Here is a 23233-nt window from a genome sequence, read left to right as displayed (position 1 = left end):
AGCAATCCCTTGTGCAAAATTGACCCTATCTAAGGGGAAACCTAGAATGGAAACGACCTGAGCCGCTGTGCCGTCTCAGGTAAAAGCCGTGTTTTGAGTTTGCCGATGACCTCTGTACTCCTCCAATCCGTTGTTGAGAGTGATGAACGCACCGATCTGCGTCAGTTTTCACGCATCCTGCAACTAGGGGAAAAACGCTATCTCCTGCGCAATGATATTTTGGGTGCCTTTGCAGATTACTGCCGCAACCGCGATCGCCCTGTGCCCACGCCCTCAGAGTCAGGCCTCAGCAAGCTGGTGTTCTATACCCAAGAGATCATTGTTGACAACGAAAGTCTGTGTTGGATTATTCGGCCACGGATTGCCCAGCAGGAGGTGTGTCGGCTGTTGGTGGAGGATTTGACGATCGTGCCCATGACGATTCCAGAATTACTGGATCTGCGCGATCGCCTAGTGAATCGCTATCACCCCAACGAAGGGGATATTTTTGAGATTGACGTTCAACCCTTCTACGACTACTCGCCCATCATCCGCGATGCCAAAAACATTGGCAAGGGGGTAGAGTTTCTTAACCGTTATTTATCCAGTAAGCTCTTCCAAGATCCACGGCAGTGGCAGCAAAACCTCTTTAACTTTCTGCGAATTCATCGCTACAACGGCTATCAACTTTTAATCAATGAGCGTATTCACTCTCCGCAGCAGCTCTCAGAGGGAGTGAAACAGGCCTTAGTGGCTCTTAGCGATCGCGCCGCCGACGAGGCCTATAGTGACTTTCGCTTTGAACTGCAAAATCTCGGCTTTGAACCGGGTTGGGGCAATACCGCTGCGCGAGTGCGGGACACCCTAGAAATTCTCGATCAACTCTTGGACTCTCCGGATCACCAAGTCCTAGAGGCCTTTGTCTCGCGGATCCCAATGCTCTTTCGCATTGCCCTGATTTCTCCCCACGGCTGGTTTGGCCAAGAAGGCGTACTGGGGCGACCCGACACCGGTGGGCAGGTGGTCTATATCCTCGACCAAGTGAAAAGCTTGGAAAAACAAATGCGCGAGGATTTGGAACTGGCAGGGCTGGGAGTACTACAGGCACGGCCTAAAATTATTGTCCTGACTCGCCTGATTCCCAATGCGGAAGGGACGCTGTGCAACCAACGCCTTGAAAAAATTTATGGCACCAATGATGCATGGATTTTGCGGGTACCCTTCCGGGAATTTAATCCCAAGGTGACGCAAAACTGGATTTCTCGTTTTGAAATCTGGCCCTATTTGGAAACCTTTGCCATTGATGCCGAGCGAGAGTTGCGAGCAGAATTTGGCCATGTCCCCGATTTGATTATTGGTAACTATTCCGATGGCAATTTGGTGGCCTTTTTGCTGGCGCGGCGACTCAAGGTAACCCAGTGCAACATTGCCCACGCTTTAGAGAAGTCTAAATACCTCTTTAGTAACCTCTACTGGCAGGACTTAGAGGATAAGTATCACTTCTCACTGCAATTTACGGCAGATTTGATTGCCATGAATGCCGCCAACTTTATTATTAGCAGTACCTATCAAGAGATTGTGGGAACACCTGATAGCATCGGCCAATATGAATCGTACCAGTCCTTTACTATGCCTGACCTCTACCATGTGGTTAATGGGATTGAACTTTTTAGTCCCAAATTTAATGTTGTGCCACCGGGGGTCAATGAGCAGGTGTACTTTCCCTATTACCGCTATACAGAGCGGCTGCAGGGCGATCGCCAGCGGTTGGAGGAATTACTCTTTACCCTTGAAGACCCACAGCAGATCTACGGGCATTTAGAGGATCCTGAAAAGCGTCCTCTCTTTTCCATGGCGCGGCTAGATCGAATCAAAAACCTCACGGGGCTAGCAGAAGCTTTTGGCCGTAGCAAAGAACTGCAAGAGCGCTGTAATTTAATTTTGGTGGCGGGGAAGTTGCGCACCGAAGACTCTAGCGATCGCGAGGAAATTGCCGAAATTGAGAAGCTTTACCAAATCATCCACGAGTACAACCTCCACGGTAAGATTCGCTGGCTAGGGATTCGCTTGCCGAAAGCAGACTCTGGGGAAATTTATCGCATCATTGCCGATCGCCAAGGGATTTTTGTTCAGCCGGCTTTGTTTGAAGCCTTTGGCTTGACGATTTTGGAGGCAATGATTAGTGGGCTGCCCACATTTGGCACTCGCTTTGGCGGTCCTTTAGAAATTATCCAAGATGGGGTGAATGGTTTTTATATTAACCCAACCCACTTAGAAGAAATGGCTGAAACCATTGTCCGCTTTCTGGAGGCTTGCGATCGCGATCCTAACCAGTGGCAGCAGATTTCCAAAGCGGGTATTGAGCGGGTCTATAGCACCTACACCTGGAAAATTCACTGTACCCGCCTGCTCTCCCTCGCCAAGATTTATGGCTTTTGGAACTTCTCTTCCCAAGAAAACCGCGAAGATATGATGCGCTACATGGAGGCACTCTTCTACCTCCTCTATAAACCCCGCGCCCAAGCCCTGTTGGCAGAGCACATGCAGCGATAAGGAACAGTAAATCCCTATCCCAAGATAAACAATGGAGTTGCCACTGTTAAGAATAGAGGAATGCTGCCGCAAAAAGTTTGGTTACTTTGGTTACAAGGAGAAAAAAATGCACCACCTATCGTTGAGCGTTGTATTGAGCAATGGCGCCAAAAAAATCCCACTTGGCAAGTTATTGTTTTGGATCGACAAAACCTGCATGAATTTCTGGACTTAAAGCTACCCAATCACCTATTTTCTAAGTTGACTCCTCAGCAACAATCGGATTTGATTCGTCTGACACTGTTGATGCAGCAAGGTGGGGTTTGGGCAGATGCGACAACTTTCTGCATCACTCCCTTGAATGAATGGTTGTCATCACTGATCAATAGCGGATGCTTTCTGTTTAGCAGGCCGGGAAAAGACCGACTGATTGCCAGCTGGTTTATTGCTGCATACCCCAACCATTACTTGATACATTCTTGGCACGATTTTCTTGCTCATTACTGGCTGGATAATACTTTTGAACCCTTAAATTTTTGGCAACAGCAATTGGTGAATATCCTCTATATTTTCCTAACATTCAATTGTGTTTTCTGACGTAATCACAAAATTTCTAAAAGTTTACCCTTACTACAGTCTGCATTATGCTTTCTTTTCCTTGATTCATCGGGATTCAAGAGCAAAAGAGCTTTGGCAGTCTATACCCTATCTGTCGGCTAACGTGCCTCTAAAATTAGTACGGCGAGGATGATTTCGACCACTTAGTTCTGATCTCAAAAAGGAACTGGAAGAAAACCCTGCACCTCTATACAAGTTGACATGGAAACACCCAAAGCTATCTCAATATTTTTCAAATCCAGAAAAGTTTACATTTTCAACTTTGCATTATCTGTTAACATTTTTTTAGAATCAGCAACGTTGAAACAGCATCGGTCAATCAGATTCATGCCAAATCGATTTTGGCAGGAAATATACTCTAGCAGCCTGAACAGGGATGCCCACTGGGTTAGAACTAGTTTGGCAGTTCTCTATATTGGTCTTGCTGTGGCGATCGCCTTCAAGAAAAACTTTAGACGTAGTGGTAATCAATTGCCCAGCGAGCGAGTTCAGTGCGATTATGGCAACCTGTTTTGCCCAGCATATTGCTGACATGGCTTTCCACAGTGCGCTGACTGATGTGTAACTCTGCAGCAATTTCACGGTTTGACAGGCCTCTGGCAACGTATTGAAGAATCCGCGTTTCTGTGGGGGTGAGTTCGACACCGCAGGGCGAAGTGGATCTAGGAAGTAGTTGCCGTCCTTGGGCTTCCCGCAGGCGAGCAGTCTGGTTGAGGAGGGCTTGGATTTGGGCTAGGAGTTCATCCGGTTCAAAGGGTTTGACCAAGTAAACATCACCACCAGTTTGCAACCCCTTAATGCGATCGTGGGTTTGTCCTTTGGCCGAAAGAAAGAGCACCGGCAACCAACTGAGGTGGGTTTGTTGTCGCACCGCACTGACAAAGCTATAACCATCCATCTGCGGCATCATCACATCACAAATAATTAAGTCGGGGGTTTGCTGCTGAAGAATTGCCAGACCTTCTTGGCCATGGCCTGCAGTTAGCACTCGATACCCCTGCATCTCAAGGTAATCTTTCACCAAAAGAACCAAGTTGGGGTCATCATCAACCAAGAGAATGGTGGCATTTTGCGCAGAGGATGCCTCAAGGTGCATATATTGAAACGATTGCTAGGACTACCTACAACATTGACAGTGCTGGTACAAAGTTTGAGTTGAAATCTGCTGCTTCTTTAGGATAGCTTATTCCTCTGGGGAGAAAGCATGAGTAAACTCTGAAGCAGTCTCTTTGGAGGCTGTCACAATTTGAGAGCGCCCTGCTGCCTTAGCGGCGTAGAGGGCGTCGTCTGCGGTTTTCACCAGTTGGAGGAGAGTCTGCCCATGGGTGGGAAATTGACTGATACCGGCGCTAAAACTCACCTTAAAGCTGTTATGGTTCGGGGCGTGGAATGTGTGATTCCGCAAGCGGTGTAAACAGATGGCAAGACGGTGCTTGGCAACTTCAAGGGAAATATCATAGAGGGCAATTAAAAATTCTTCTCCTCCCCAGCGGGCCACAACATCTTCCATCCGCAGGGACTGTTTCAGTATGCGGGCTGTGGTCACCAATACCTGATCACCAACATCATGACCGTAGGTATCATTGATGCGTTTGAAATGGTCTAAATCTAAAACGACAATACAGAGACTTCGCTGTTGGCGGCCAGCAAGGGTCAAAAAGCGTTCAATATCCTCTGTGGCTTTACGGCGGTTGCTCAGTCCTGTGAGGGGATCCACCTCTGCCAAGCGTTTTAGGAGGCGAGTACGCTCCAAGCGATTGATAATGCGAGTCACTAACTCAGGTCCTACAATTGGCTTACTGACAAAATCATCGGCACCAGCGGCAAAGAGTTGAGTGACAAGAGCTGGATCGGTCGTGGCGGTGAGAAAGAGAATGGGGAGCTGGCTCCAGCGAGGATCATTGCGGACAACTTGACAAAGTTCTATGCCATTGATGCCGGGCATTTGGACATCGAGAATCACCAGTTCAGGATGGGTAGCCTCTAGGACATCCCAAAATTGGTCGGGATCCTGAAGTGAGGTAACACTCATCCCCCAAGGCTCTAAGAGCCGTTTCAAAATGGCCAGAGTAATGGCATCATCGTCAACCGTCAGGATACTGGCGGAGGTCATTTCTTGAGGTTGAAGTAACTGTTCGAGAGCCTGCAACAGCCGCTCGACATCCACAGGCTTACTGAGGGTCATCCGTGAGCCAAGACGAATGGCGGCAAGGCGATCGCGCCATGTGTCGTGGGCGGTAAACACGAGGGCGGGGATCGGCGGACGCTGTTGCCGTAATTGCTGCAAAAACTCGCGGGTGGTGACTTCATCGGGCATCACTTCAGGATTGAGGATGACTGCATTGGGCCAGCAGTCCTCAAGAAAGGTGTTGACCAGCGGCCAGCTATCGATGGCGACGTAGCGAAACCCACCATCAGCGGAGTGTTTTTCAAGGGAGTGAATTAACTCAGCATCGTTGTCAATGTGGAAAACCAAGGGCAGTCCTGAATTGTTGTTATTTTTTGGCTTGGCGGGGGCGATCGCGCTTAAAAGTTGCTGGACAATTTCCAGCAGGGCTTCTGGGGCACAGGGGTAGGAGCAGTAAATGACTTGGGTTTCCGGCTGGGTAGCTAAATCAATAGCGGTGAGCACCAAGATTGGCTCCTGAAACCCGCGATCGCGCACCTGCTGGCAAAAGACCTCAACTGCGGTGCCCAAATGGGATTCATCCACAATCAACAGGTGATAGCGACGACTGGCCAATAGTCCCCAGAGATCTTCAGGGCGTGCTACTACATCCACGCGATGATTAGCAGTCGTGAGAATAGAGACCAGCGTTGCCGCCGCTGCCACATCATCGTGATAGAGCAAAATGGCCATACGTAAGTGTTAGCCCCTGTTACTATCCACTACCCTACTGCTTTGTCTCGATCTTCCTCAAGTTCTTAGGGATACAGACTGCCCCCAGATAAGTTACATATCTTTACGTTTTCACCGCTGCTAAATGCTATTAATTCTCAACAGTGATGCTATAGTAGGCCTAGGCATTATTGAGTATTAGTCTCAATAAGCTGCCCTGTTCATGCTATTCGTTTATCCAAGGAGGAATATTTATGGCAATCGCTAGTGAACCCCCGACTTCTGTAACTCCACCATCGCCAGCAGGTGCAGGCTTGCAAACCTACGGCCAAGCCAACGTCAAGTACGATTGGTGGGCAGGCAATGCCCGATTTGTCGGCCTTTCAGGGTTATTTATCGCTGCCCACGTGGCACAAGCAGCGCTGACCGTATTTTGGGCTGGCGCCTTTACGCTCTATGAAATTTCTCAGTACAAACCTGATCTACCCATGGGGGAACAGGGGCTAATTTTATTGCCCCATCTGGCCACATTGGGCTTGGGCATTGGTGAAGGGGGTAAAGTGGTGGATCTGTACCCCTACTTTGTCATTGGAGCGGTGCATCTCATTTCTTCGGCAGTGCTGGGGGCAGGTGCCCTCTTCCATACGTTTCGTGCCCCCCACGATCTCAGTACTGCCACAGGGCGGGCGCGGCGCTTCCATTTCCGCTGGGACGATCCGAAACAACTGGGAATCATTCTGGGGCACCATCTGCTCTTTTTGGGATTGGGTGCCCTGCTGTTCGTGTTGAAGGCAACGATTTGGGGTGGGCTGTATGACGCAAATTTGCAAACAGTACGCCTTGTTACTGAACCCACATTAGATCCCTTTGTTATCTATGGCTACCAAACCCACTTTGCCAGCATTGACAATCTGGAAGACTTAGTGGGTGGGCATATCTACGTTGCCATTTTGCTCATTGCAGGTGGGATTTGGCATATTCTTGTGCCGCCGCTGAGTTGGGCACGGAAAGTGTTGATGTTTAATGCTGAAGCCATTCTCTCCTATTCTTTAGGCGGCATTGCCCTAGCGGGGTTTGTGGCGGCCTACTTCTGTGCAGTGAATACGCTCGCCTACCCCGTAGAGTTTTATGGTCCACCTCTAGAAGTCAAATTGGGAATTGCTCCCTACTTTGCAGATACAGTTGACTTGCCTCTGGGGCAGCATACTCCCCGTGCTTGGTTAGCCAATGCCCACTTCTTCCTTGCCTTTTTCTTCCTCCAGGGACATCTCTGGCACGCGCTCCGAGCCATGGGATTCAATTTCAAGCAACTAGAAGCTTTTCTCAATCCAGTTGTTGAAAATTAATCGCATTAATTCGCCTCTTGAGCCATGGGTGCTGCCCTCGATCTAAGAGATCGAGGGTTTTTTATGCATTGAAGGAAAGCTTTCATTGCTTTTGGGAAGATTTGGTACCCCTAAGCTGTCGCGCGATCGCGGGCGCAAAGAACATCAAAAAAGCAATTTGAACCGTAAAGATCCAGCCATAGTACCGCAGGAGGGGATGCAAATCCCACTGTGCCATGAACCCTAAACTGGCCACTGTCCACAGGAGGATCACTGCTGGCAATAGCAGCTTCTGCTTTGGGTATGCCATATTCAGATTTTGCTTAGGTTTCGTTTTGCATGGCCTGCATGCGGGCTTTGGCTTTGGCGGCACTCTTTTTCAGGGCTTGCAGACGCAGTTCATAGCGCTTGCGTTGGCGGCGGTTGGGCGCTTGCTCAATTAAGAATTTGAGGGCACTGCCCAGACTTTTGTAGGCGTTGGGAAGTTCATAGCCAAAGCGAGTCGCCAAGGCGATCGCTCGTTCATCAGCAGCAATGGCTTCTTTGAGAACCTTTTCACTATTGTTGCGCTGGTAGAGTCGCCAACCTGAAAAGACACACAGTCCAAGGGCAAGCGTGAGTAACAGGCCGTCCTGTACCCAAAGTTCGCCCACAGCACCCCCCAGACCAATGGCCAGTGCAGCCATCTCCCAGCCATCACGAGGAATCGTGTCATTTTGGATGCGAGCTACTTCATGCCAAAAGAGGAGGTTGCGTTGATCCTTGGCCAACTGATCCCAGCGTGCCAAATCAATTTGAATTTCCACCTCATCCTTGCCAATTTCTTCGCAGGTGATGAGGGGAGGATTTACCCCACTGGCTGGTTCAATCATCACCCAGCTTTGCAGCTCTGGTGGCAAAAGAGATTTAAGACGGCGCAATTCTGCTAAGTCAGAACGGGCAACTGAGGATGCAGCCGAGGTCATAGCACAACACAATCCTAGGGTATTTCTTACCTATCTTAACAGTTTAAGGCTGAGCAATCGGGATGACAGGATTTGAACCTGCGACCCCTTCGTCCCGAACGAAGTGCGCTACCAAGCTGCGCTACATCCCGATAACTTATTTAAGATAACATTTGCCGGCTCTTTTCTCAATTGACCTGTGGGGATTGTGCCATCAAGAAATTTAGGCCAAATTTAGTCCATTGTTCAAACTAGGGCAGCTAAAACCCTTTCTGAGAAATGATTTGAGAAAACCGCTCTATTGCGGCACCCGCAATCACCTGAGATCAAGTGTTTGCCCGGCCTGTTTTGTTCATCTGCTCACCTAAGCTATGCCGCATTGGCCAGGCTTGGCTTTTTGTATATCTCGTGTGAGATTGCACATCTCACCAAAAGCCTTATTACAAGTCTAAGTATCTCATCTAAGATGAAACTCATGACAAGTTGCAAATACACCCGCTTGCGCAGGGATGGGGACTTTCTCTTCAAGGTTAAGACTTGATAAAGTTTTGTCCTTAGGGCAAGACTGTGCTATAAATTGAGAATTATCCGCAATAAGCTACTTTCAAAAAGTTGTTAAATGCAATATGTCATCACCCTCATGGTCGCCTTTTACCTACATTGCCGACCCCCATCATCAAAGGCAGCGCTGGAGAAAAGGCATGTCTAAACTGATTTCCCTTGCGGAAGCCAAGGTGGGCGATCGCTACACCATTGCGAAATTAATATGCAGCAATACTCAACAACTTCTAGGGATGGGTTTGGCACCGGGGGCAGTCATTAGCATTTTGCACCGGAGTGATAGCGGCTCAGTAATGGTAGGTCTTGATTCCCAGCGATTTTGTCTTAACCACGAGCTAGCCCAACACATTTTGCTCAAGGCGCCAGAGCTTCCAGTGGTGAACCTGCGCACTGCTCCGGTTGGTACTCGTCTGCGCATTATTGGTTATGCTCCCACTCACCCTAGCTACAAACGCAAACTATTAGCAATGGGCTTAACCCCCGGCACCGAAGTGGAGGTGATTCGCCATGCTCCCTTGGGCGATCCCACAGACATTAAAGTGCGCGGCTTTCATTTGACCTTGCGCAAGGATGAAGCCGAGGCCCTTAAGGTGTCTCCCCTCTAGGTAAGGAATGTTCTATGGCAGCAACAATTGTTCTGATTGGCAACCCAAATTGCGGTAAGACAACCATTTTTAATGGCCTCACAGGAGCCAACCAGCGGGTGGGGAATTGGCCAGGAGTAACTGTTGAGCGCAAGGAGGGTTCCTATTGGGATCGCGACCTCACCGTAACGGTGGTGGATTTGCCGGGGGTGTATGCCCTCGATGCTGAGGAAAGCGGCCTAGATGAGCAGATTGCCCGCAAGTTTCTATTGGCGCGCGAGTACGATTTGGTCGTCAATATCCTAGATGCGGCGAACTTGGAGCGCAACTTTTACCTGACTTCACAGCTGCTCGATCTGGGGGTACCGCTCCTCCTTATCCTCAACATGATGGATGTAGCCCGTGCCGCAAGAATCAACATTCATACAGAGACGCTGAGCCAACGTTTAAGCCTTCCTGTGGTGCCCTTTTGTGCCAAACAAAAACAGTATTTTCAGCAACTGCGGCAGGAAATTCGCACTGCCTTGAAAGCTCCCCCCCTATCCCCAGTGAGCATTCCCCAACCTCCCGTCCTTGAGGAGGCCATAGCTGATCTGCTGACCCAAGGTGCTCAAAATCGGATGCAAGCCTTGGTTTGGCTGCAATATGCCGAATCCGTTTCTCAAGAGGTGGTTCCCCCCTTGCGCCGATGGCGACAGCGGATTCACCAGACCTTAGGGGAAGATATTGATCTCATCATTGCCGATAGTCGCTATTGCTGGATTCAGAGCCTGATGGCCGACATTCTTGAGCAACGCGATCGCCTGACAACCACCGTCTCGGATCGCATTGACCGCCTTGTTCTCAACCGTTGGCTCGGCATTCCGATTTTCTTTGCCGTCATGTACTTAGTGTTCCTTATCTCAATTAACGTGGGGGGTGCCTTTATTGACTTCTTTGATATTGGCGTGGGCACGTTGGTTGTAGGCTGGCCAACGCAGATCCTTGAAACTCTAAATGCCCCCGGTTGGCTGATTGGTCTTTTGGCCGAAGGGGTAGGGGGCGGTATCCAAACAACGGCAACATTTATTCCCCAAATTGGTTTACTTTTTATTTTTCTTACCCTACTTGAAGACTCTGGTTATCTCGCCCGAGCGGCCTTTGTCATGGATCGACTCATGCGCTGGATGGGTTTGCCGGGTAAATCTTTTTTGCCGATGCTGGTTTCCTTTGGCTGTAATATCCCCGGCATCATGGCTACCCGTACGCTCGAAAATCGGCGCGATCGCCTGATGACGATCCTTATGAATCCCTTTATGTCCTGCGGCGCTCGTCTACCGGTCTATGCCTTGTTTGTGGCGGCTTTCTTCCCGCGCAATGGTCAAAACCTAGTTTTTTTACTCTACATATTGGGAATTGCGGCTGCCATCTTTACGGGTTTCTTAATGAAGCACACTCTTTTTCAGGGGGAGATTGCGCCTTTTGTCATGGAATTGCCCCCATACCATCTGCCCACATTTCAGGGAGTACTCCTGCAGGCTTGGGAGCGGCTGAAGACCTTTATTGTGCGGGCAGGCAAGATGATTGTTATTCTTGTTGTCATCCTTGGGCTGCTCAACTCCGTGGGCACCGATGGCCGCTTTGGCCAAAAAGATAGTAGCCAGTCAATTTTGAGTGCTTTTAGTCGCCAGATTACCCCTATCTTTGCGCCCATGGGAATTCAGGCCAACAACTGGCCAGCAACGGTAGGACTCTTTACAGGCATCTTTGCCAAGGAAGTGATGGTTGGAACAATGGATGCCCTCTATACCGATTTAGCCCGCCAAGAGAGCCAAGGGGTTGAAGGGGAGGATGAACCGGAAGCACCTTTTTCAGTCTGGGAAGGATTGAAGGAGGCAGTGTTAAGCATTCCCCAAAATCTCAGTGAGATTGGGCAGCAAATGCTAGATCCCTTGGGATTGAAGGTGCTGCAGAACGTTGATAACCCCGAGGCAGCCGCTGAAGTGCAGGAGGTGCACTACACTACCTTTGGTCAAATGGCCAAGCGCTTTGGTACACCCACGGCGGCCATTGCTTTTCTATTGTTCGTGTTGCTCTACTTTCCCTGTGTGTCGGCCACTGCTGCTGTCTATCGGGAAACGAATTTGGGCTGGACAGTTTTTGTTACGGCTTGGACTACAGGCTTGGCTTATTGGGTGGCCACGGCCTACTACCAACTCATGACCTTTGCAGCCCATCCGCTGTTTTCATTCCTGTGGTTATTGGGTTTAGGGGTGGTGATGGGGATGGTGATCATGGGCTTGAAATACTGGGGCGATCGCCAGCGGTTTTCTACACTAGGGAGACAGTGATCGTGCTCTTACAACTCCAAGAGTATATCAAGAACCGTCAAATTGTGTCTTTGCGGGAATTGGCGACCCATTTTCGGGCACCGCCAGCAGCAATTAAGCCCATTTTGGAGCAACTCATCCGCAAAGGCCGGGTGCAAAAAGTAGCCCCTAGCAACTGTAGCGGTTGTAACCAATGCGGCTCAGAGACCTTTGAACTTTACCAATGGAGAATCAGCAATGCTATCAGAAGCAATGACCCAGCGACTCAATGAACAGATCAACCTTGAAATCTACTCAGCACATCTCTACTTGCAAATGAGTTCTTGGTGTGCCCACAAAGCTCTCGAAGGTTGTGCGACATTCCTCAGTCGGCATGCCGACGAAGAGATGGCTCACATGCGACGCCTGTTGAATTACATGCACGAAACCGGTGCTTTGGCCATTCTAGGGGGTATGGAAGCGCCGCTACATACCTTTCAGTCTCTGAAGGAGATGTTCACCAAAGTCTATGAGCATGAACAGTTCGTGACCCGCAAAATCAATGAGCTAGTACGCTTGGCAGATACGGAGCCTGACTATGCAACATTGGAATTCTTGCAGTGGTACGTTGCCGAACAACACCAAGAGGAATTTTTATTCAAGAGCATCCTCGACAAAATTGAACTGATTGGCACCGAGGGGCAGGGACTCTTCTTTATTGACCAAGAAATTGGCAAGCTTGCCTCAGCCAAGTCGCCCACTCACCCTCACCCTAAAAGATGTGGTGCCCACTAACCCTAAAAGATGTGGTCGATGCCCGTCGTCCGAAAAGTTGGGTGTCGCTTGAGAAAGTGTCATAGGACGCTCTACAGGTCTTTGCAAACCTAAAGTATGGTTTAGTTAGTGAGGAGTGATTCGCAAACAAAAGTCCTGGGGTCGAAACACGGCAAGACTCCCAGGACTTTTTATTTGGGTCTAAAGCAGATACATTAAAAGTATGCCGTTGCGAATTTCTGGCCAGCGATCGCTCAAAACGCTTCCCGGCCACAATACCCGACCCACAAGTGCAAAGGTTCGCCAAGCAATTTTTAATATCTGGCAAGGCCGCCTAGAAGGGTGTTATTGGCTTGATTTGTGTGCTGGTACGGGTGCAATGGGAGCAGAAGCTCTTGTTCGCGGTGCTCAATGGGTGGTAGGGATTGAACAATCTCCCCAAGCCTGTCAAGCCATCCGTCAAAACTGGTCAGCCTTGGCTCAACCCCATCAGCACACGCTTCTGTTGCGGGGGGATGTCCGCCAGAAACTCCTCCAACTCCCTGTGCCACAGTTTGACTTGATCTACTTTGATCCCCCCTACAAGAGCGATTTATATCTCCCCGTTCTGCGGTTACTTTGGCAACAAAGGTGTCTGAAGCCAACGGGGGAAATTGCCGTTGAGTGTCACACCAAAAACCCCCCGGCTTTAGAGGCCATTCTAGCAATCGGCTGGCAGCAGCAGCGAATTAAAATCTATGGCAGTACAACGGTGCTCTTCTTTTGTGGCCACCCAATTTAATTCCATCCTTCCAAAATTGGGAATATTCAATCGGCAGTGTGGCAGTTGCAGGAGGCTCTGTACGCGCGGTACAGTGTCCATAGCATTCTGCAGCAAGCCAAGGAGTGCACCTGTTTACAGTGAATCAGGTTCTTGACGCCAGCAACCGCCAAGGACGGAGTTAGATGCTAGGTGCTCTTCCTATTCTGCCAATGTCTCGCTAGTGGTTCCTCAACAGGGATTTTCTATGCAAACTCGCCCCCTCGGTCGCACGGAGATTCAAATTACGCCGCTCATTCTTGGCACTTGGCAAGCCGGTAAACGTTGGTGGGTCGGCATTGAAGATGAGGAGTCCATTCGCACGATTCGTGCAGCGGTGGCAGCGGGGATGACCACCATTGATACGGCGGAGGTTTATGGGGATGGTCACTCAGAGCGGATCATAGCCGCAGCCGTAGGGGAGCTGCGCGATCGCTGTGTCTATGCAACGAAGGTGTTTGCCAACCATTTGCGCTACAAAGAAGTCATTGCCGCTTGCGAGCGATCGCTCCGTAACCTTAACACCGACTACATCGATCTGTATCAAATTCACTGGCCGGCGGGTTCCTTTAACTCAGAGGTTGTGCCCATTGAGGAAACCATGCAGGCAATGGTGGAGTTGAAAGTTGCCGGCAAAATCCGTGCCATTGGTGTCTCCAACTTCTCCCGTGCCCAACTGGCCGAGGCAATGCAGTACGGGCGCATTGACAGTGTTCAGCCTCCCTATTCCCTCTTCTGGCGTTGGGCAGAAACAGAATTAATTCCCTTCTGCATTGAGCACGATATTACCATTTTGGCCTACTCCCCCCTGGCTCAGGGGTTACTCACGGGCCGCTTTGGTCCTGACCATCGGTTCGATCCTGACGATAACCGCGCCAAAAACCAGCTCTTTCAAGGGGAAACCTATACCCGTGCCCTCGAGGCCATTGAACTCATGAAACCCATTGCCACCAGTTTGGGGACAACGGTGGGGAATTTGGCGCTGGCTTGGGTCTTGCATCAACCGCAAACCTGTGCTATCGTTGGTGCTCGCCATCCAGAGCAGGTATTAGAAAACATCAAAGCGGCTGACCTTCACTTGGATGAATCTATTTTGGCCATGCTGGATGACATTAGCCAGCCGGTCATCGCCACTGTTGATCCAAAGAATCCAGTAATGTGGAAGTGGTAGTTCAGATTTAGCCATGTCTTTATGAAACTCCTTGGTCTTGGTGCAATTGTTCTCTACCTCTTGATTGCCCTGCGCTTTTGGCAAGGATTTCACCGCACGTACTACACCCAATCGCGCTTTATTCTTAGCGTGCTGTGGCTACCACTCCTTATGAATAAGTCCTATCGCGAAAACTTTCGTCGCGCGTTACTGGGCTAGGTGGAGGGGGCAATTTGGCTGATTGGCGGCACCCATGAGAGTCGCTGGATTGCGGATTTAATCGTATCTCAAGGGTTTCCTTGCTGGGTAAGTGTGACCACAGCAGCCGCCTCTGGTCTCTATCCAGCTCATCCGTTGCTCACGTGCCATGTCGAGCGCTTGACCTCTAACCGTGCCCGCGAGTTAATTCAACAACACTCTATTCAAGGGATTGTGGATGCTTCCCACCCCTTTGCAGCGGAGATCTCTGCCCTTGCCATTCAGCTTAGCCAAGAACTGGGGCTACCTTACTTGCGCTTTGAACGCCCGGAGTTGCCCCAGGCAACGGGTATCTATACAGATTTAGCGACGCTGCTGCAAGGTAATCTCTTGGTGGGGGAGCGGGTGTTGTTGACCGTGGGGGTAAAACCGTTGGCAGCCTTTGCTCTCCTCCAGCGTCAGGCAACGCTCTTTGCACGGATCTTGCCCACAGTTACTGCCCTAGAAGCCGCCTTAGGGGCTGGGTTTGATCGCCAGCGGTTAATTGCCATTTTTCCACCGGTGTCCCAAGAACTAGAGCGCGCTCTTTGGCAACAGTGGCAGATTACAGCGGTGGTGACCAAGGCCTCGGGCAGCGAGAGTGAGCGGATCAAGCAACGAGTTGCTCAAGCGTTGGGGGTGAAGCTGATTACCCTGCAACGCCCCCCTCTGATTTACCCGCGCCAAACGAGCGATCGCGCCGGTGTCGAGGCCTTTTTGCAGGAGTTAGCCTCCCCTAGACAAAACGATCCGTGACCGCCCCCAGACTACTAGAAGAGACAAGTTTGGCATACTTTGCTAAAACGCCACGGGTATAGCGCGGTGCCGGCGGCTGCCACTTGGCGCGGCGGGCGGCCAGTTCTTCCTCACTGACATTCAATTGCAGGAGTCGCTGATGGGCATCAATGGTAATAGAATCTCCCTCCTCCACAAGGGCAATTGTTCCCCCCACAGCAGCCTCGGGAGCAACGTGACCCACCACCATACCATAGGTACCGCCGGAGAAGCGGCCATCGGTAATGAGGCCAACGCTATCCCCTAAACCGGCACCGATAATGGCAGAGGTGGGAGCCAGCATTTCCCGCATCCCGGGACCACCCACAGGACCTTCGTAGCGAATGACAATGACATCGCCAGGGTTGATCTTACCGGCAAGAATTGCTTCTAAACAGGCTTCCTCGGAGTCAAAGACGCGCGCCGGTCCGGTGATCTGGGGATTTTTTACCCCGGAGATTTTGGCAACTGCTCCTTCAGTGGCTAAATTCCCCTTGAGGATGGTTAAGTGGCCGGTGGCGTAAAGAGGCTGGTCAAAGGGACGAATCACTGTTTGGTTGGGGTTGGGGGTATCGGGCACATCGCGCAGCCGCTCGGCAATGGTCTCTCCTGTAATTGTCAGGCAATCGCCGTGGAGCAGTCCGGCATTGAGGAGCATTTTCATGACTTGGGGGATGCCGCCTGCCCGATGTAGATCGGCGGTGACGTATTTCCCTGAGGGTTTGAGGTCGCACAGGACAGGCACCCGTTGGCGAATGGTTTCAAAGTCATCAATGGTCAAAGGAACCTCGGCACTGTGGGCGATCGCCAAAAAGTGTAGCACTGCATTTGTAGAGCCACCGATCGCCATGATCACGCTGAGCGCATTTTCAATGGATTTACGGGTGATAATATCGCGGGGGCGGATATTTTTGCGGATTGCCTCCACTAGCACTTTGCCCGCCAGCTCCGTGCTGTCTGCCTTTTCGGCGTCCTCCGCCGCCATGGTTGAGGAGTACATCAAGCTCATGCCCATGGCTTCAAAGGCCGAGGACATCGTATTGGCCGTAAACATACCACCGCAGGAACCCGCCCCTGGACAGGCATGGTGTTCAATGGCGTGGAGCGTTGCCTCATCCATTTTGCCGGCACTAAACTGACCCACCGCTTCAAAAGCACTGACAATGGTAAGGTCTTGCCCCTGCCAGTGACCGGGCTTAATTGTGCCCCCATAGACAAAAATGGCAGGAATGTTCATCCGTGCCATGGCAATCATTGCCCCAGGCATATTTTTATCGCAGCCGCCGATCGCTAATACCCCATCCATACTTTGGGCATTACAGGCAGTCTCAATCGAATCGGCAATCACATCCCGCGAAACGAGGGAGTATTTCATCCCCTCGGTGCCCATGGAAATACCATCGCTGACGGTAATCGTGCCAAATAACTGCGGCATCCCTCCTGCTGCGCGAATGCCCGCTTCGGCACGACTGGCTAAGGTAGCAATCCCCATATTGCAAGGGGTAATGGTGCTGTAGGCACTGGCTACGCCAACAATTGGTTTGTTAAAATCCTCATCGCCAAAGCCCACGGCTCGCAGCATGGCTCGGTTGGGGGTGCGTTGAACGCCTTGTGTAATGATGCGACTGCGCCAGTTGTCTGCCATAGTGTTCTCGCGATCGGCCTAAACATAAATAAAACATCCTTCTATTTTCCCCCACTTGTGGGCGATCGCTCTAGAGGGCTAGCCAAATAAAACCATAGGGCAGTCAACAACCCTAAGCCAGAGAGATACTTCACACCGTTGGGAATCAATGGATTGGGCGACCAAAAGCCCTCAATCATACCCGCAATAACCAACAGCGGCACAATTCCAAATATGAGTTGCACCGCTAAGGCACCATTGCGCTTCAAGGCGCTAAGGCGACGATATTGCCCCGGCAAGAGAATCGCTTGCCCTAGCAATAGACCCGCAGCCCCCGCCAGAAAAATGGCGGGCAACTCCAAGGCACCATGGGGACTGACAAAGGCCCAGAAGGAATACTCTAGGTTATGTTGCGCCACAAGAGCAGCAATTGCCCCAAGATGCAAGCCATTGTTCCAAAGGATATAAAGGGTTCCCAGTCCCCCTAGGATTCCCCCCGCCAATGTTGCAAAGGCTACACTCAGGTTGTTGGTCATAATGGCGCTGGAGGCCAAGGGTTCGACGCCCACAATAGACCCCATCCACAGCTTGCCCTCCTCTTCCACAAGGGACAGAATATCTGAGGGCACCACCAGTTCCAAAAACTGGCGATCGCGCCACGCATACCACCAAGCAATCGCAGCAGCCACAAGAAAGACCCCCAAGGCAAAGGCCGTATAGCCCCATGTTTGCTGAACAACCGCTGGGAAGTCCAGCCGGAAAAACCACCAGACCCTGCGCCAATCTTGGCAGCGCCGCCCCTGATAGATCTGGCTGTAGCCCCGCAACGTCAACCCCTGCAAATAGTTGACAAGGTTACTGCCTAGGCGGCGCGTTTTTGCCCGTGCCAGATCCGCACTGACTAAGCGGTACAACCGACTGAGGCGGCAAATTTCCGCTGCTGACAGGCTTTGAATCCCCTCCATCTCAGCACGGTTGAGGAGTTGTTCAAACTCGAGCCACTGCGGCTCCTGCCGTATTAGCCAGCGTTCAACATTCATGGTCTATTGATTCCTCTTGAATCGCCCCCAAAAAGGACTCTAGGCGTTTGCGGGGAATGTAGGGCCAGCCGCCATTGGTTTCAATATCCCGCAGCAGTTTATAGAGCGCTTGGCGATTGGTGGGCAACGCTGCCTGAAACTGATTGTCACAAATTTCGCGGTGCAATTGCTCCAAAAGACGCAGCAGTGCCAACAGGTCATGGACATTCCCGTTGGCTTGCTCAGCCGCCATGCGGATACGTTCAGCAAGGGCATTGAGGTCGGTTGTACTGAAACGGGATGGCAAGGAAATCATCTTTTTCTATCAAGCTTTTTGAATTGGGAATAACGATTTTCTAGCACAGTTGCTAGGATGGCAACACTACTAGAGAAAGAGGTTTTGGGACAATGCTTTGAACATCTGTTGCCCTTGTGGGGGCAGCAACTTTGAGCCTAGGGCTGGCGATCGCCCCTTTTGTCTTGGCAGAAATGGAAGTGGCTCGCGACAGTAGGGGTCGGGTGTACACCGTAGATATGGAATGGCATTATCCAAGTGGAGGGGAGACGATCACCGGCATCCTGTAATCCCTACAACGTTAAAAGCGAGTATCACGGTTGGGATTAGCTATCCCCCCGCTACGATAGCGGGTGATATTGCCCGTACGGTCTGCGGCCGTTAATCTGCTGTTGCGCCAATACCCCGTGCGAGGTCAGCGGGGGGAAAGACCCCTAGCTCAGTGATGATGCCGCTAATTAAATGGGCAGGGGTGACATCAAAGGCAGGATTGTAAAAATCCACCCCAGCCGGCGTAATGCGGCTAAACCCCACCTGATAGATTTCTTGGGGATGTCGCTCTTCAATGGGAATTTCTGCCCCAGTGGCAATTTGGGTGTCAATGGTAGAAAGGGGTGCCGCAACAAAGAAGGGAATGTTGTGGGCTTTGGCGGCAAGGGCAACGCTATAGGTGCCAATTTTATTAGCGGTGTCCCCATTTAGGGCAATGCGGTCGGCACCCACCACCACCGCGTCAATCATCCCCCGCTGCATACAGTGAGCCGCCATCGTATCGGCAAGAAGGGTAACGGGAATGCCCTCCTGCACACATTCCCAAGCGGTTAATTTAGCTCCCTGAAGGCGAGGACGAGTTTCATCGGCATAGAGCCGCTCCAAGCGACCCGCTGCCCAAGCCGCACGAACTACCCCTAACGCTGTTCCATAACCTGCTGTCGCTAGGGCACCGGCATTGCAGTGGGTGAGCAGGCGCAACTTCTCGGGAGTTTTCGGCAGGACACCAAGACCGTTTTCACCAATGGCTTGACAGGTGTGCACATCTTCACGGGCAATGGTTTGGGCGGTTTCAAGAAGGTGCCGCTGTAATTCCGCCAAAGTGGCTGTGGGTTGCTGGGCTGCCCTTAACATGCGGTCAATCGCCCAAAATAAATTCACTGCGGTTGGGCGAGTTTGGCGCAATTCCGAGGCAACATTCTCAAGGTGCGCCAAGAACCCTTGGCGATCGCTCCCTTTGTACTCTCTTGCCCCCAAAACCATGCCAAAGGCCGCTGCCACACCAATTGCCGGCGCACCCCGTACAACCATTGTCCGAATGGCAGTGGCCATGTCCGCTACAGTGGTGATGTCCTTCAGTTCATACTGTTCTGGCAAGCGGGTTTGATCAATTAACTGCACGCGATCGCCCGCCCACACCACAGGAAAGATGGTTCCGACATTTGCTGTAACAGCCACAACAGCCTCCGTATCTAATTAGTTCTTAAAAGAGATACCTCATCATCGCTGAGGGGGTAAATTTACTTTAACCGTTCAAAGTCAATCTCTAGGCAAAGGTCAGTTCACCATTGACCTCTAGACGGGTAAATTGGTTAGGAATCAAAAACTGCTCCCCCAAGGTCTCCGCCACACTGGGGGTAATCCAGCCCAGTTGCTTCAAAAGTTGAATGGCAACGGCATATTTGGCCCGCTTGGCGCCATCGCTGACCTTAATTGCTAATCCCATGCCCTCGCCCACACGACCTACGCACTGAATTCCCTCAGCCCCAGACTTACTGAGGATTTCTCCCTCGGTAAGGCGCATCAACTCGCTATCAAAGGCACCGGGTCCGGCAACAAAATCAGGATGGTGGGTCATGGCACGAACGACGCGCTCCATTGCCCAGTCATTGCCAGAGGCCAGTTGGCCGTAAAGGGTGGCCATCTGCACCAGTTGCATCAAGTACGTGGGCGCCCCACAGTCGTCGTGGGCACAGATGAATTCTGCGGCGGGCATCCTTAGCAATTCCGCCACCTTGGAAAGGATTAAAGTCTGCACCGGGTGATTTTTGTGGAGATAGCTTGTCAATGGCCAATTGCGCTGTTGACAAACTGCTAGCATTCCTGCGTGTTTCCCCGAACAGTTGTGCTGGAGTGCCCCTTGGCGGCCGGCAGGAACGGGACATTGCAACGCCGTGGGATCGACATCAGCCCGCCAGAGAATGTTAAAGACTTGGCGGACTTGCTCAATACGGCCTTGGTGGGAACTACAGATAATGGCAAGGTCGCGATCGCTCAAATCAAACCGTTCCATCGTTCCTGTGGTGGTCACTGCCAAGGCTTGAAAGGGCTTGAGAGCAGAGCGGACAAAAGCAGCGGTTTCTACATTTCCTGCAAGGGCAAGGATGCGACCCCGGGCATCACAGACAACGGCATGGACATGGTGGCGCGACTCAACAATCCCTTCCCGCAGTAAATAAACATCGAGGGGAGGGGCTTGGGTGCGTTTGGACATAGGTTCGGTCATGCAGGTAAATGAGCAACAATATCAGCAGCAGCTACAGGAGTGCCCAAACAAGGGCAAGGCCCACAGAAAAGATCACTAGCGCCAAAAGGGTCACCTGTAGCCGTTGCAAAACTGGGCGCAACTCGTAGGTATAAATTAGGCGATCTTGGGCTAATTCAGCTTCAGGCTTTTGCCATTCTTGACCGTCATACCAGCCTGTTTCTTCATAAACAACGGTGGGACGTTGCAGGCGATCGCCCACGTAAACCCAACCCAACACAAGGCGCAGGAGAATGAGTAATAACAAAAAATTTGCTCCTAGGGCACCGGCTAAAAGTGTGTGAAAAGGTGCCTCTTTCAAAGAAAAGCTGGCGATCGCCACCGGCTCACTGACTAACCAAGCGACTCCCCACAGCAGTGCCAAACGCCGTCGAAAACGCGGATGCGGCCAAGTTGACCACTCAAAAAACCAAGAGGCTTTGAGGTCACGATATTCGTTAATGGGTCGTTGATCTGCCGGGACGGGACAGAGAATCTGAGACACAGTGGCACAAGTTCAAGGACGTTGTTTCCAGCATACCAGTCTCCTTGAAGTCATGGATCGCCACAGGGGGCAGGAAATTGGGCTGCCCTGAGTGGTGCAAAACTTTTGCTGCTATATTAATTGTTGCCAAGTTGTTGCTACATGAATCATTCTTTAACTTCCTTGCGGCACTGTTGATGGAATGGCACCAGTCTGATGTTGCGCAATTGCGGGCAATTGACCAGTTGCTGGCGGGACACAACCTGAGTCCAGCACAATACGACATTACGCGCCGTGTAATTTATGCAACAGGGGATTTAGAATACCTAAATTTAATTATTTATTCAGAGCAGGCTCTGCAATCCGGTGTGGCGGCTCTGGCCGCTCATACCCCGATTGTGGTGGATGTTACGATGGTACAGGTGGGCGTCCTCTCCTGCACCCAAAACACATTTGGTAATCCCATTTACTGTGGGGCAGAAACCTTTACCCGTCCGCAGCAAGAAAAGTCCCGCATTGCCTTTGGCATTGAAACCTTGGCGCGGCGCCATCCCACGGCTATTTTTGTCCTCAGTAGCGATCATTCAGCCCTAGAACCGTTACTGACTTTAGTGGAAGCTCAAGAAATTCGCCCCGCGTTAATTATTGACGCCGCCCCCAATTTTCTCTCCCCCATTTTGGAACGCTTGCAAAAGTCCTGGGTGCCCCACATCTCCATTAAGGGTTGTAAGGGGGGCGTCAGCGTTGCCACAGCAATTATGAACGGTTTACTGAAGTTGGCTTGGACAGCCTATGGTGACCCCCTGCCCTGAGCCGAGTGAGTGGCTCTGTGTTGGCCAAATTATCGGCGCCCATGGCCTGCGGGGGGAAGTCAAGGTCAAGCCCTTTAGTGACTTTCCCGAGCGCTTTACGGTGGCGGGTTCCCGTTGGTTGCGATCGCCCCGGCAGCCACAACCCTATGCTGTCACCCTTGTGCGCGGGCGATTTTTGCCCCGTGCTGAACAGTTTGTAGTTGCCTTTGCTGAGGTCAGCGATCGCACCGCAGCGGAGGCGCTTAAAGGTGCAGAAATTTTGGTGCCTGCGAGCGATCGCCCCTCCCTTGCAGTCAATGAATACCACCTTATGGATTTAATAGGACTGGCGGTGTATCACCAAGGTAAGCCGGTTGGCGAGGTGGTGGGCTTGGTCAATGCAGGCAATGACTTACTGGAAGTGCGGTTACTCGACCCTGCCCAAGAAGCGCCCCCATTGGTTTATATTCCCTTTGTGCCGGCCATTGTCCCGGTAATTGATCTCACAGCACGACGCATTGAAATCGATCCACCGTTGGGGTTGTTGCCCTGATCAATCCCTACCAAAATCGTTAATAATAGGGATACTTCTACTTTTTTAGCCCCGACTCTGGAAATTGTTGTTGAGTGAGTTGCCCCAACCCATCCCTTAAAACCCGTTAATTCCCCCTGGACGGTAGTCTTTACCCGCGCGATCGCCCTACCGTTTGTCCTTTCGTAGAGATTTCAGAGCCTTTGAGAGAGAGCATGAGCATTGGTAAAGTTCGCATTTATGACCTATCAAAAGAACTCAACCTAGACAATCGAGATTTATTGGCAATCTGTGAGCAGTTGGGGATTGCCTACAAAAGCCATAGCAGTACCATTTCCGAGGCCGATGCTGATCGCATTCGCGAAGCTGCCAAAACCTACCAACCCCACAGTCCCTCTCCCCGTAAAGCCTCAAAAACACCTCCCCCACTGAAAAAATCCCCAGCCCCGCCAAAAACCCAGCAAATATTTGCTGTGCACACCCAACCCCGCTCTGAGACGCCAGAAGCGCCCAAACCTCAATTACAACAGCCCCAGTCTCATATACACATATCCCAGCCCACGAGACAG

General features: G+C 51.2%; 25 protein-coding genes and 1 tRNA gene. 15 read left to right on the top strand and 11 right to left on the bottom strand.

The genetic code is table 11. The features are described 5' to 3' along the window. The first annotated feature begins 105 nt into the window (after window positions 1–105). Together P3X23_RS07265 and P3X23_RS07260 are read left to right on the top strand one after the other, a co-directional pair. Window positions 106–2532 carry a sucrose synthase gene (locus P3X23_RS07265; protein ID WP_300874795.1) on the top strand — a complete coding sequence of 809 codons (2427 nt, stop codon included), beginning with the start codon at window positions 106–108 and terminating at the stop codon, window positions 2530–2532. Window positions 2533–2592: 60 nt separating this feature from the next. Then, a complete protein-coding gene (locus P3X23_RS07260) occupies window positions 2593–3108 on the top strand; it encodes a capsular polysaccharide synthesis protein (RefSeq protein ID WP_300874794.1) in 516 nt (171 codons plus the stop codon). Between the two features lie 472 nt (window positions 3109–3580). On the opposite strand, the gene P3X23_RS07255 is transcribed toward P3X23_RS07260, so the two are convergent. Both P3X23_RS07255 and P3X23_RS07250 read right to left on the bottom strand, forming a co-directional pair. Continuing rightward, the gene (locus P3X23_RS07255; protein WP_300874793.1) at window positions 3581–4225 is read right to left on the bottom strand and encodes a response regulator transcription factor; all 645 of its coding nucleotides are present in this window, start codon (window positions 4223–4225) and stop codon (window positions 3581–3583) included. Window positions 4226–4312: 87 nt separating this feature from the next. After that, entirely contained in the window at window positions 4313–5989 is a 1677-nt protein-coding gene (locus tag P3X23_RS07250) for a diguanylate cyclase (RefSeq protein ID WP_300874792.1), read from the bottom strand. Window positions 5990–6282: 293 nt separating this feature from the next. Between P3X23_RS07250 and P3X23_RS07245 the strand changes: the two genes are divergently transcribed. Beyond that, complete coding sequence (locus P3X23_RS07245; protein ID WP_300874812.1) at window positions 6283–7314, top strand: chlorophyll a/b binding light-harvesting protein; 1032 nt, start codon at window positions 6283–6285, stop codon at window positions 7312–7314. A gap of 82 nt (window positions 7315–7396) precedes the next feature. Here P3X23_RS07245 and P3X23_RS07240 read toward each other — a convergent pair whose 3' ends face one another. The 3 genes from P3X23_RS07240 to P3X23_RS07230 all read right to left on the bottom strand — a co-directional run bounded on the left by P3X23_RS07240 (window position 7397) and on the right by P3X23_RS07230 (window position 8389). After that, a complete protein-coding gene (locus P3X23_RS07240) occupies window positions 7397–7603 on the bottom strand; it encodes a hypothetical protein (protein WP_300874791.1) in 207 nt (68 codons plus the stop codon). A gap of 13 nt (window positions 7604–7616) precedes the next feature. Further along, the gene (locus P3X23_RS07235; protein ID WP_300874790.1) at window positions 7617–8258 is read right to left on the bottom strand and encodes a DUF3318 domain-containing protein; all 642 of its coding nucleotides are present in this window, start codon (window positions 8256–8258) and stop codon (window positions 7617–7619) included. A 57-nt stretch (window positions 8259–8315) separates the two neighbouring features. After that, a tRNA-Pro gene (locus P3X23_RS07230) sits at window positions 8316–8389 on the bottom strand. A gap of 549 nt (window positions 8390–8938) precedes the next feature. Between P3X23_RS07230 and P3X23_RS07225 the strand changes: the two genes are divergently transcribed. From P3X23_RS07225 to P3X23_RS07190, 8 genes are all read left to right on the top strand, one after another. Then, window positions 8939–9403 (top strand): ferrous iron transport protein A, encoded by a 465-nt coding sequence (locus P3X23_RS07225; RefSeq protein ID WP_300874789.1) that lies wholly within the window; start codon window positions 8939–8941, stop codon window positions 9401–9403. Between the two features lie 14 nt (window positions 9404–9417). Continuing rightward, window positions 9418–11712 carry a Fe(2+) transporter permease subunit FeoB gene (gene feoB, locus P3X23_RS07220; protein ID WP_300874788.1) on the top strand — a complete coding sequence of 765 codons (2295 nt, stop codon included), beginning with the start codon at window positions 9418–9420 and terminating at the stop codon, window positions 11710–11712. Window positions 11713–11714: 2 nt separating this feature from the next. After that, window positions 11715–11963 carry a FeoC-like transcriptional regulator gene (locus tag P3X23_RS07215; protein ID WP_300874754.1) on the top strand — a complete coding sequence of 83 codons (249 nt, stop codon included), beginning with the start codon at window positions 11715–11717 and terminating at the stop codon, window positions 11961–11963. Then, complete coding sequence (gene ftnA, locus P3X23_RS07210) at window positions 11929–12465, top strand: non-heme ferritin (RefSeq protein ID WP_367186550.1); 537 nt, start codon at window positions 11929–11931, stop codon at window positions 12463–12465. Before P3X23_RS07215 ends, ftnA begins: the two co-directional genes overlap by 35 nt. A gap of 202 nt (window positions 12466–12667) precedes the next feature. After that, window positions 12668–13225, top strand: a complete 558-nt coding sequence (gene rsmD, locus P3X23_RS07205; protein ID WP_300874750.1) for a 16S rRNA (guanine(966)-N(2))-methyltransferase RsmD — start codon at window positions 12668–12670, stop codon at window positions 13223–13225. A 226-nt stretch (window positions 13226–13451) separates the two neighbouring features. Then, window positions 13452–14414, top strand: a complete 963-nt coding sequence (locus P3X23_RS07200; RefSeq protein ID WP_300874746.1) for an aldo/keto reductase — start codon at window positions 13452–13454, stop codon at window positions 14412–14414. A gap of 21 nt (window positions 14415–14435) precedes the next feature. Continuing rightward, entirely contained in the window at window positions 14436–14612 is a 177-nt protein-coding gene (locus P3X23_RS07195; protein WP_300874744.1) for a hypothetical protein, read from the top strand. Next, window positions 14613–15386 (top strand): cobalt-precorrin-6A reductase, encoded by a 774-nt coding sequence (locus P3X23_RS07190; protein ID WP_300874742.1) that lies wholly within the window; start codon window positions 14613–14615, stop codon window positions 15384–15386. Here the strand turns inward: P3X23_RS07190 and ilvD are convergent. From ilvD to P3X23_RS07175, 3 genes are read right to left on the bottom strand one after another with little or no spacing between them, the layout of a single operon-like run. Beyond that, entirely contained in the window at window positions 15367–17049 is a 1683-nt protein-coding gene (gene ilvD, locus P3X23_RS07185; RefSeq protein WP_300874740.1) for a dihydroxy-acid dehydratase, read from the bottom strand. The genes P3X23_RS07190 and ilvD overlap by 20 nt on opposite strands. A 41-nt stretch (window positions 17050–17090) precedes the next feature. Continuing rightward, the gene (locus tag P3X23_RS07180; protein ID WP_300874738.1) at window positions 17091–18068 is read right to left on the bottom strand and encodes a stage II sporulation protein M; all 978 of its coding nucleotides are present in this window, start codon (window positions 18066–18068) and stop codon (window positions 17091–17093) included. Beyond that, window positions 18058–18363 (bottom strand): hypothetical protein, encoded by a 306-nt coding sequence (locus P3X23_RS07175; RefSeq protein ID WP_300874736.1) that lies wholly within the window; start codon window positions 18361–18363, stop codon window positions 18058–18060. The genes P3X23_RS07180 and P3X23_RS07175 overlap by 11 nt, the downstream gene beginning before the upstream one ends. A 116-nt stretch (window positions 18364–18479) precedes the next feature. Here P3X23_RS07175 and P3X23_RS07170 point away from each other — a divergent pair, with 116 nt between their 5' ends. Continuing rightward, window positions 18480–18632 carry a hypothetical protein gene (locus P3X23_RS07170; protein ID WP_300874734.1) on the top strand — a complete coding sequence of 51 codons (153 nt, stop codon included), beginning with the start codon at window positions 18480–18482 and terminating at the stop codon, window positions 18630–18632. 91 nt (window positions 18633–18723) lie between these two features. Here the strand turns inward: P3X23_RS07170 and mtnA are convergent, their stop codons facing one another. The 3 genes from mtnA to P3X23_RS07155 form a co-directional block, all read right to left on the bottom strand. Further along, on the bottom strand, window positions 18724–19791 hold the full coding sequence (mtnA, locus tag P3X23_RS07165; protein WP_300874732.1) for an S-methyl-5-thioribose-1-phosphate isomerase: 1068 nt from the start codon (window positions 19789–19791) through the stop codon (window positions 18724–18726). Window positions 19792–19879: 88 nt separating this feature from the next. Beyond that, window positions 19880–20839, bottom strand: a complete 960-nt coding sequence (locus P3X23_RS07160) for an asparaginase (protein ID WP_367186548.1) — start codon at window positions 20837–20839, stop codon at window positions 19880–19882. A 31-nt stretch (window positions 20840–20870) separates the two neighbouring features. Then, window positions 20871–21362, bottom strand: a complete 492-nt coding sequence (locus tag P3X23_RS07155; RefSeq protein WP_300874728.1) for a CGLD27 family protein — start codon at window positions 21360–21362, stop codon at window positions 20871–20873. Between the two features lie 176 nt (window positions 21363–21538). Here P3X23_RS07155 and P3X23_RS07150 point away from each other — a divergent pair, with 176 nt between their 5' ends. The 3 genes from P3X23_RS07150 to P3X23_RS07140 form a co-directional block, all read left to right on the top strand. Then, the gene (locus P3X23_RS07150; protein WP_300874726.1) at window positions 21539–22153 is read left to right on the top strand and encodes a precorrin-8X methylmutase; all 615 of its coding nucleotides are present in this window, start codon (window positions 21539–21541) and stop codon (window positions 22151–22153) included. After that, window positions 22134–22685, top strand: coding sequence for a ribosome maturation factor RimM (rimM, locus tag P3X23_RS07145; protein WP_300874724.1), 552 nt, complete (start codon window positions 22134–22136; stop codon window positions 22683–22685). The genes P3X23_RS07150 and rimM overlap by 20 nt, the downstream gene beginning before the upstream one ends. A 194-nt stretch (window positions 22686–22879) precedes the next feature. Continuing rightward, window positions 22880–23233: translation initiation factor IF-2 N-terminal domain-containing protein (locus P3X23_RS07140; protein WP_300874722.1), on the top strand; the 354-nt coding region annotated here is incomplete at its 3' end.

Origin of the sequence: Thermosynechococcus sp. Uc, from assembly GCF_029335995.1 — a bacterium.
In the GTDB taxonomy this organism is placed as follows: domain Bacteria; phylum Cyanobacteriota; class Cyanobacteriia; order Thermosynechococcales; family Thermosynechococcaceae; genus Thermosynechococcus.
The sequence above is the reverse complement of the archived record's forward strand: the minus strand, read 5'-3'. Positions and strand labels throughout refer to the sequence as shown.

Bases quoted from the DNA above. Each gene is read 5' to 3' on its own strand.
- ftnA (WP_367186550.1), top strand. From the start codon at position 11,929: ATGCTATCAGAAGCAATGACCCAGCGACTCAATGAACAGATCAACCTT.
- P3X23_RS07160 (WP_367186548.1), bottom strand. From the start codon at position 20,839: ATGACCGAACCTATGTCCAAACGCACCCAAGCCCCTCCCCTCGATGTT.
- P3X23_RS07200 (WP_300874746.1), top strand. From the start codon at position 13,452: ATGCAAACTCGCCCCCTCGGTCGCACGGAGATTCAAATTACGCCGCTC.
- P3X23_RS07250 (WP_300874792.1), bottom strand. From the start codon at position 5,989: ATGGCCATTTTGCTCTATCACGATGATGTGGCAGCGGCGGCAACGCTG.
- ilvD (WP_300874740.1), bottom strand. From the start codon at position 17,049: ATGGCAGACAACTGGCGCAGTCGCATCATTACACAAGGCGTTCAACGC.
- P3X23_RS07240 (WP_300874791.1), bottom strand. From the start codon at position 7,603: ATGGCATACCCAAAGCAGAAGCTGCTATTGCCAGCAGTGATCCTCCTG.
- feoB (WP_300874788.1), top strand. From the start codon at position 9,418: ATGGCAGCAACAATTGTTCTGATTGGCAACCCAAATTGCGGTAAGACA.
- P3X23_RS07235 (WP_300874790.1), bottom strand. From the start codon at position 8,258: ATGACCTCGGCTGCATCCTCAGTTGCCCGTTCTGACTTAGCAGAATTG.
- P3X23_RS07175 (WP_300874736.1), bottom strand. From the start codon at position 18,363: ATGATTTCCTTGCCATCCCGTTTCAGTACAACCGACCTCAATGCCCTT.
- P3X23_RS07260 (WP_300874794.1), top strand. From the start codon at position 2,593: ATGCTGCCGCAAAAAGTTTGGTTACTTTGGTTACAAGGAGAAAAAAAT.
- P3X23_RS07255 (WP_300874793.1), bottom strand. From the start codon at position 4,225: ATGCACCTTGAGGCATCCTCTGCGCAAAATGCCACCATTCTCTTGGTT.
- P3X23_RS07225 (WP_300874789.1), top strand. From the start codon at position 8,939: ATGTCTAAACTGATTTCCCTTGCGGAAGCCAAGGTGGGCGATCGCTAC.
- P3X23_RS07195 (WP_300874744.1), top strand. From the start codon at position 14,436: ATGAAACTCCTTGGTCTTGGTGCAATTGTTCTCTACCTCTTGATTGCC.
- P3X23_RS07150 (WP_300874726.1), top strand. From the start codon at position 21,539: ATGGAATGGCACCAGTCTGATGTTGCGCAATTGCGGGCAATTGACCAG.
- rsmD (WP_300874750.1), top strand. From the start codon at position 12,668: ATGCCGTTGCGAATTTCTGGCCAGCGATCGCTCAAAACGCTTCCCGGC.
- P3X23_RS07180 (WP_300874738.1), bottom strand. From the start codon at position 18,068: ATGAATGTTGAACGCTGGCTAATACGGCAGGAGCCGCAGTGGCTCGAG.
- rimM (WP_300874724.1), top strand. From the start codon at position 22,134: ATGGTGACCCCCTGCCCTGAGCCGAGTGAGTGGCTCTGTGTTGGCCAA.
- P3X23_RS07265 (WP_300874795.1), top strand. From the start codon at position 106: ATGACCTCTGTACTCCTCCAATCCGTTGTTGAGAGTGATGAACGCACC.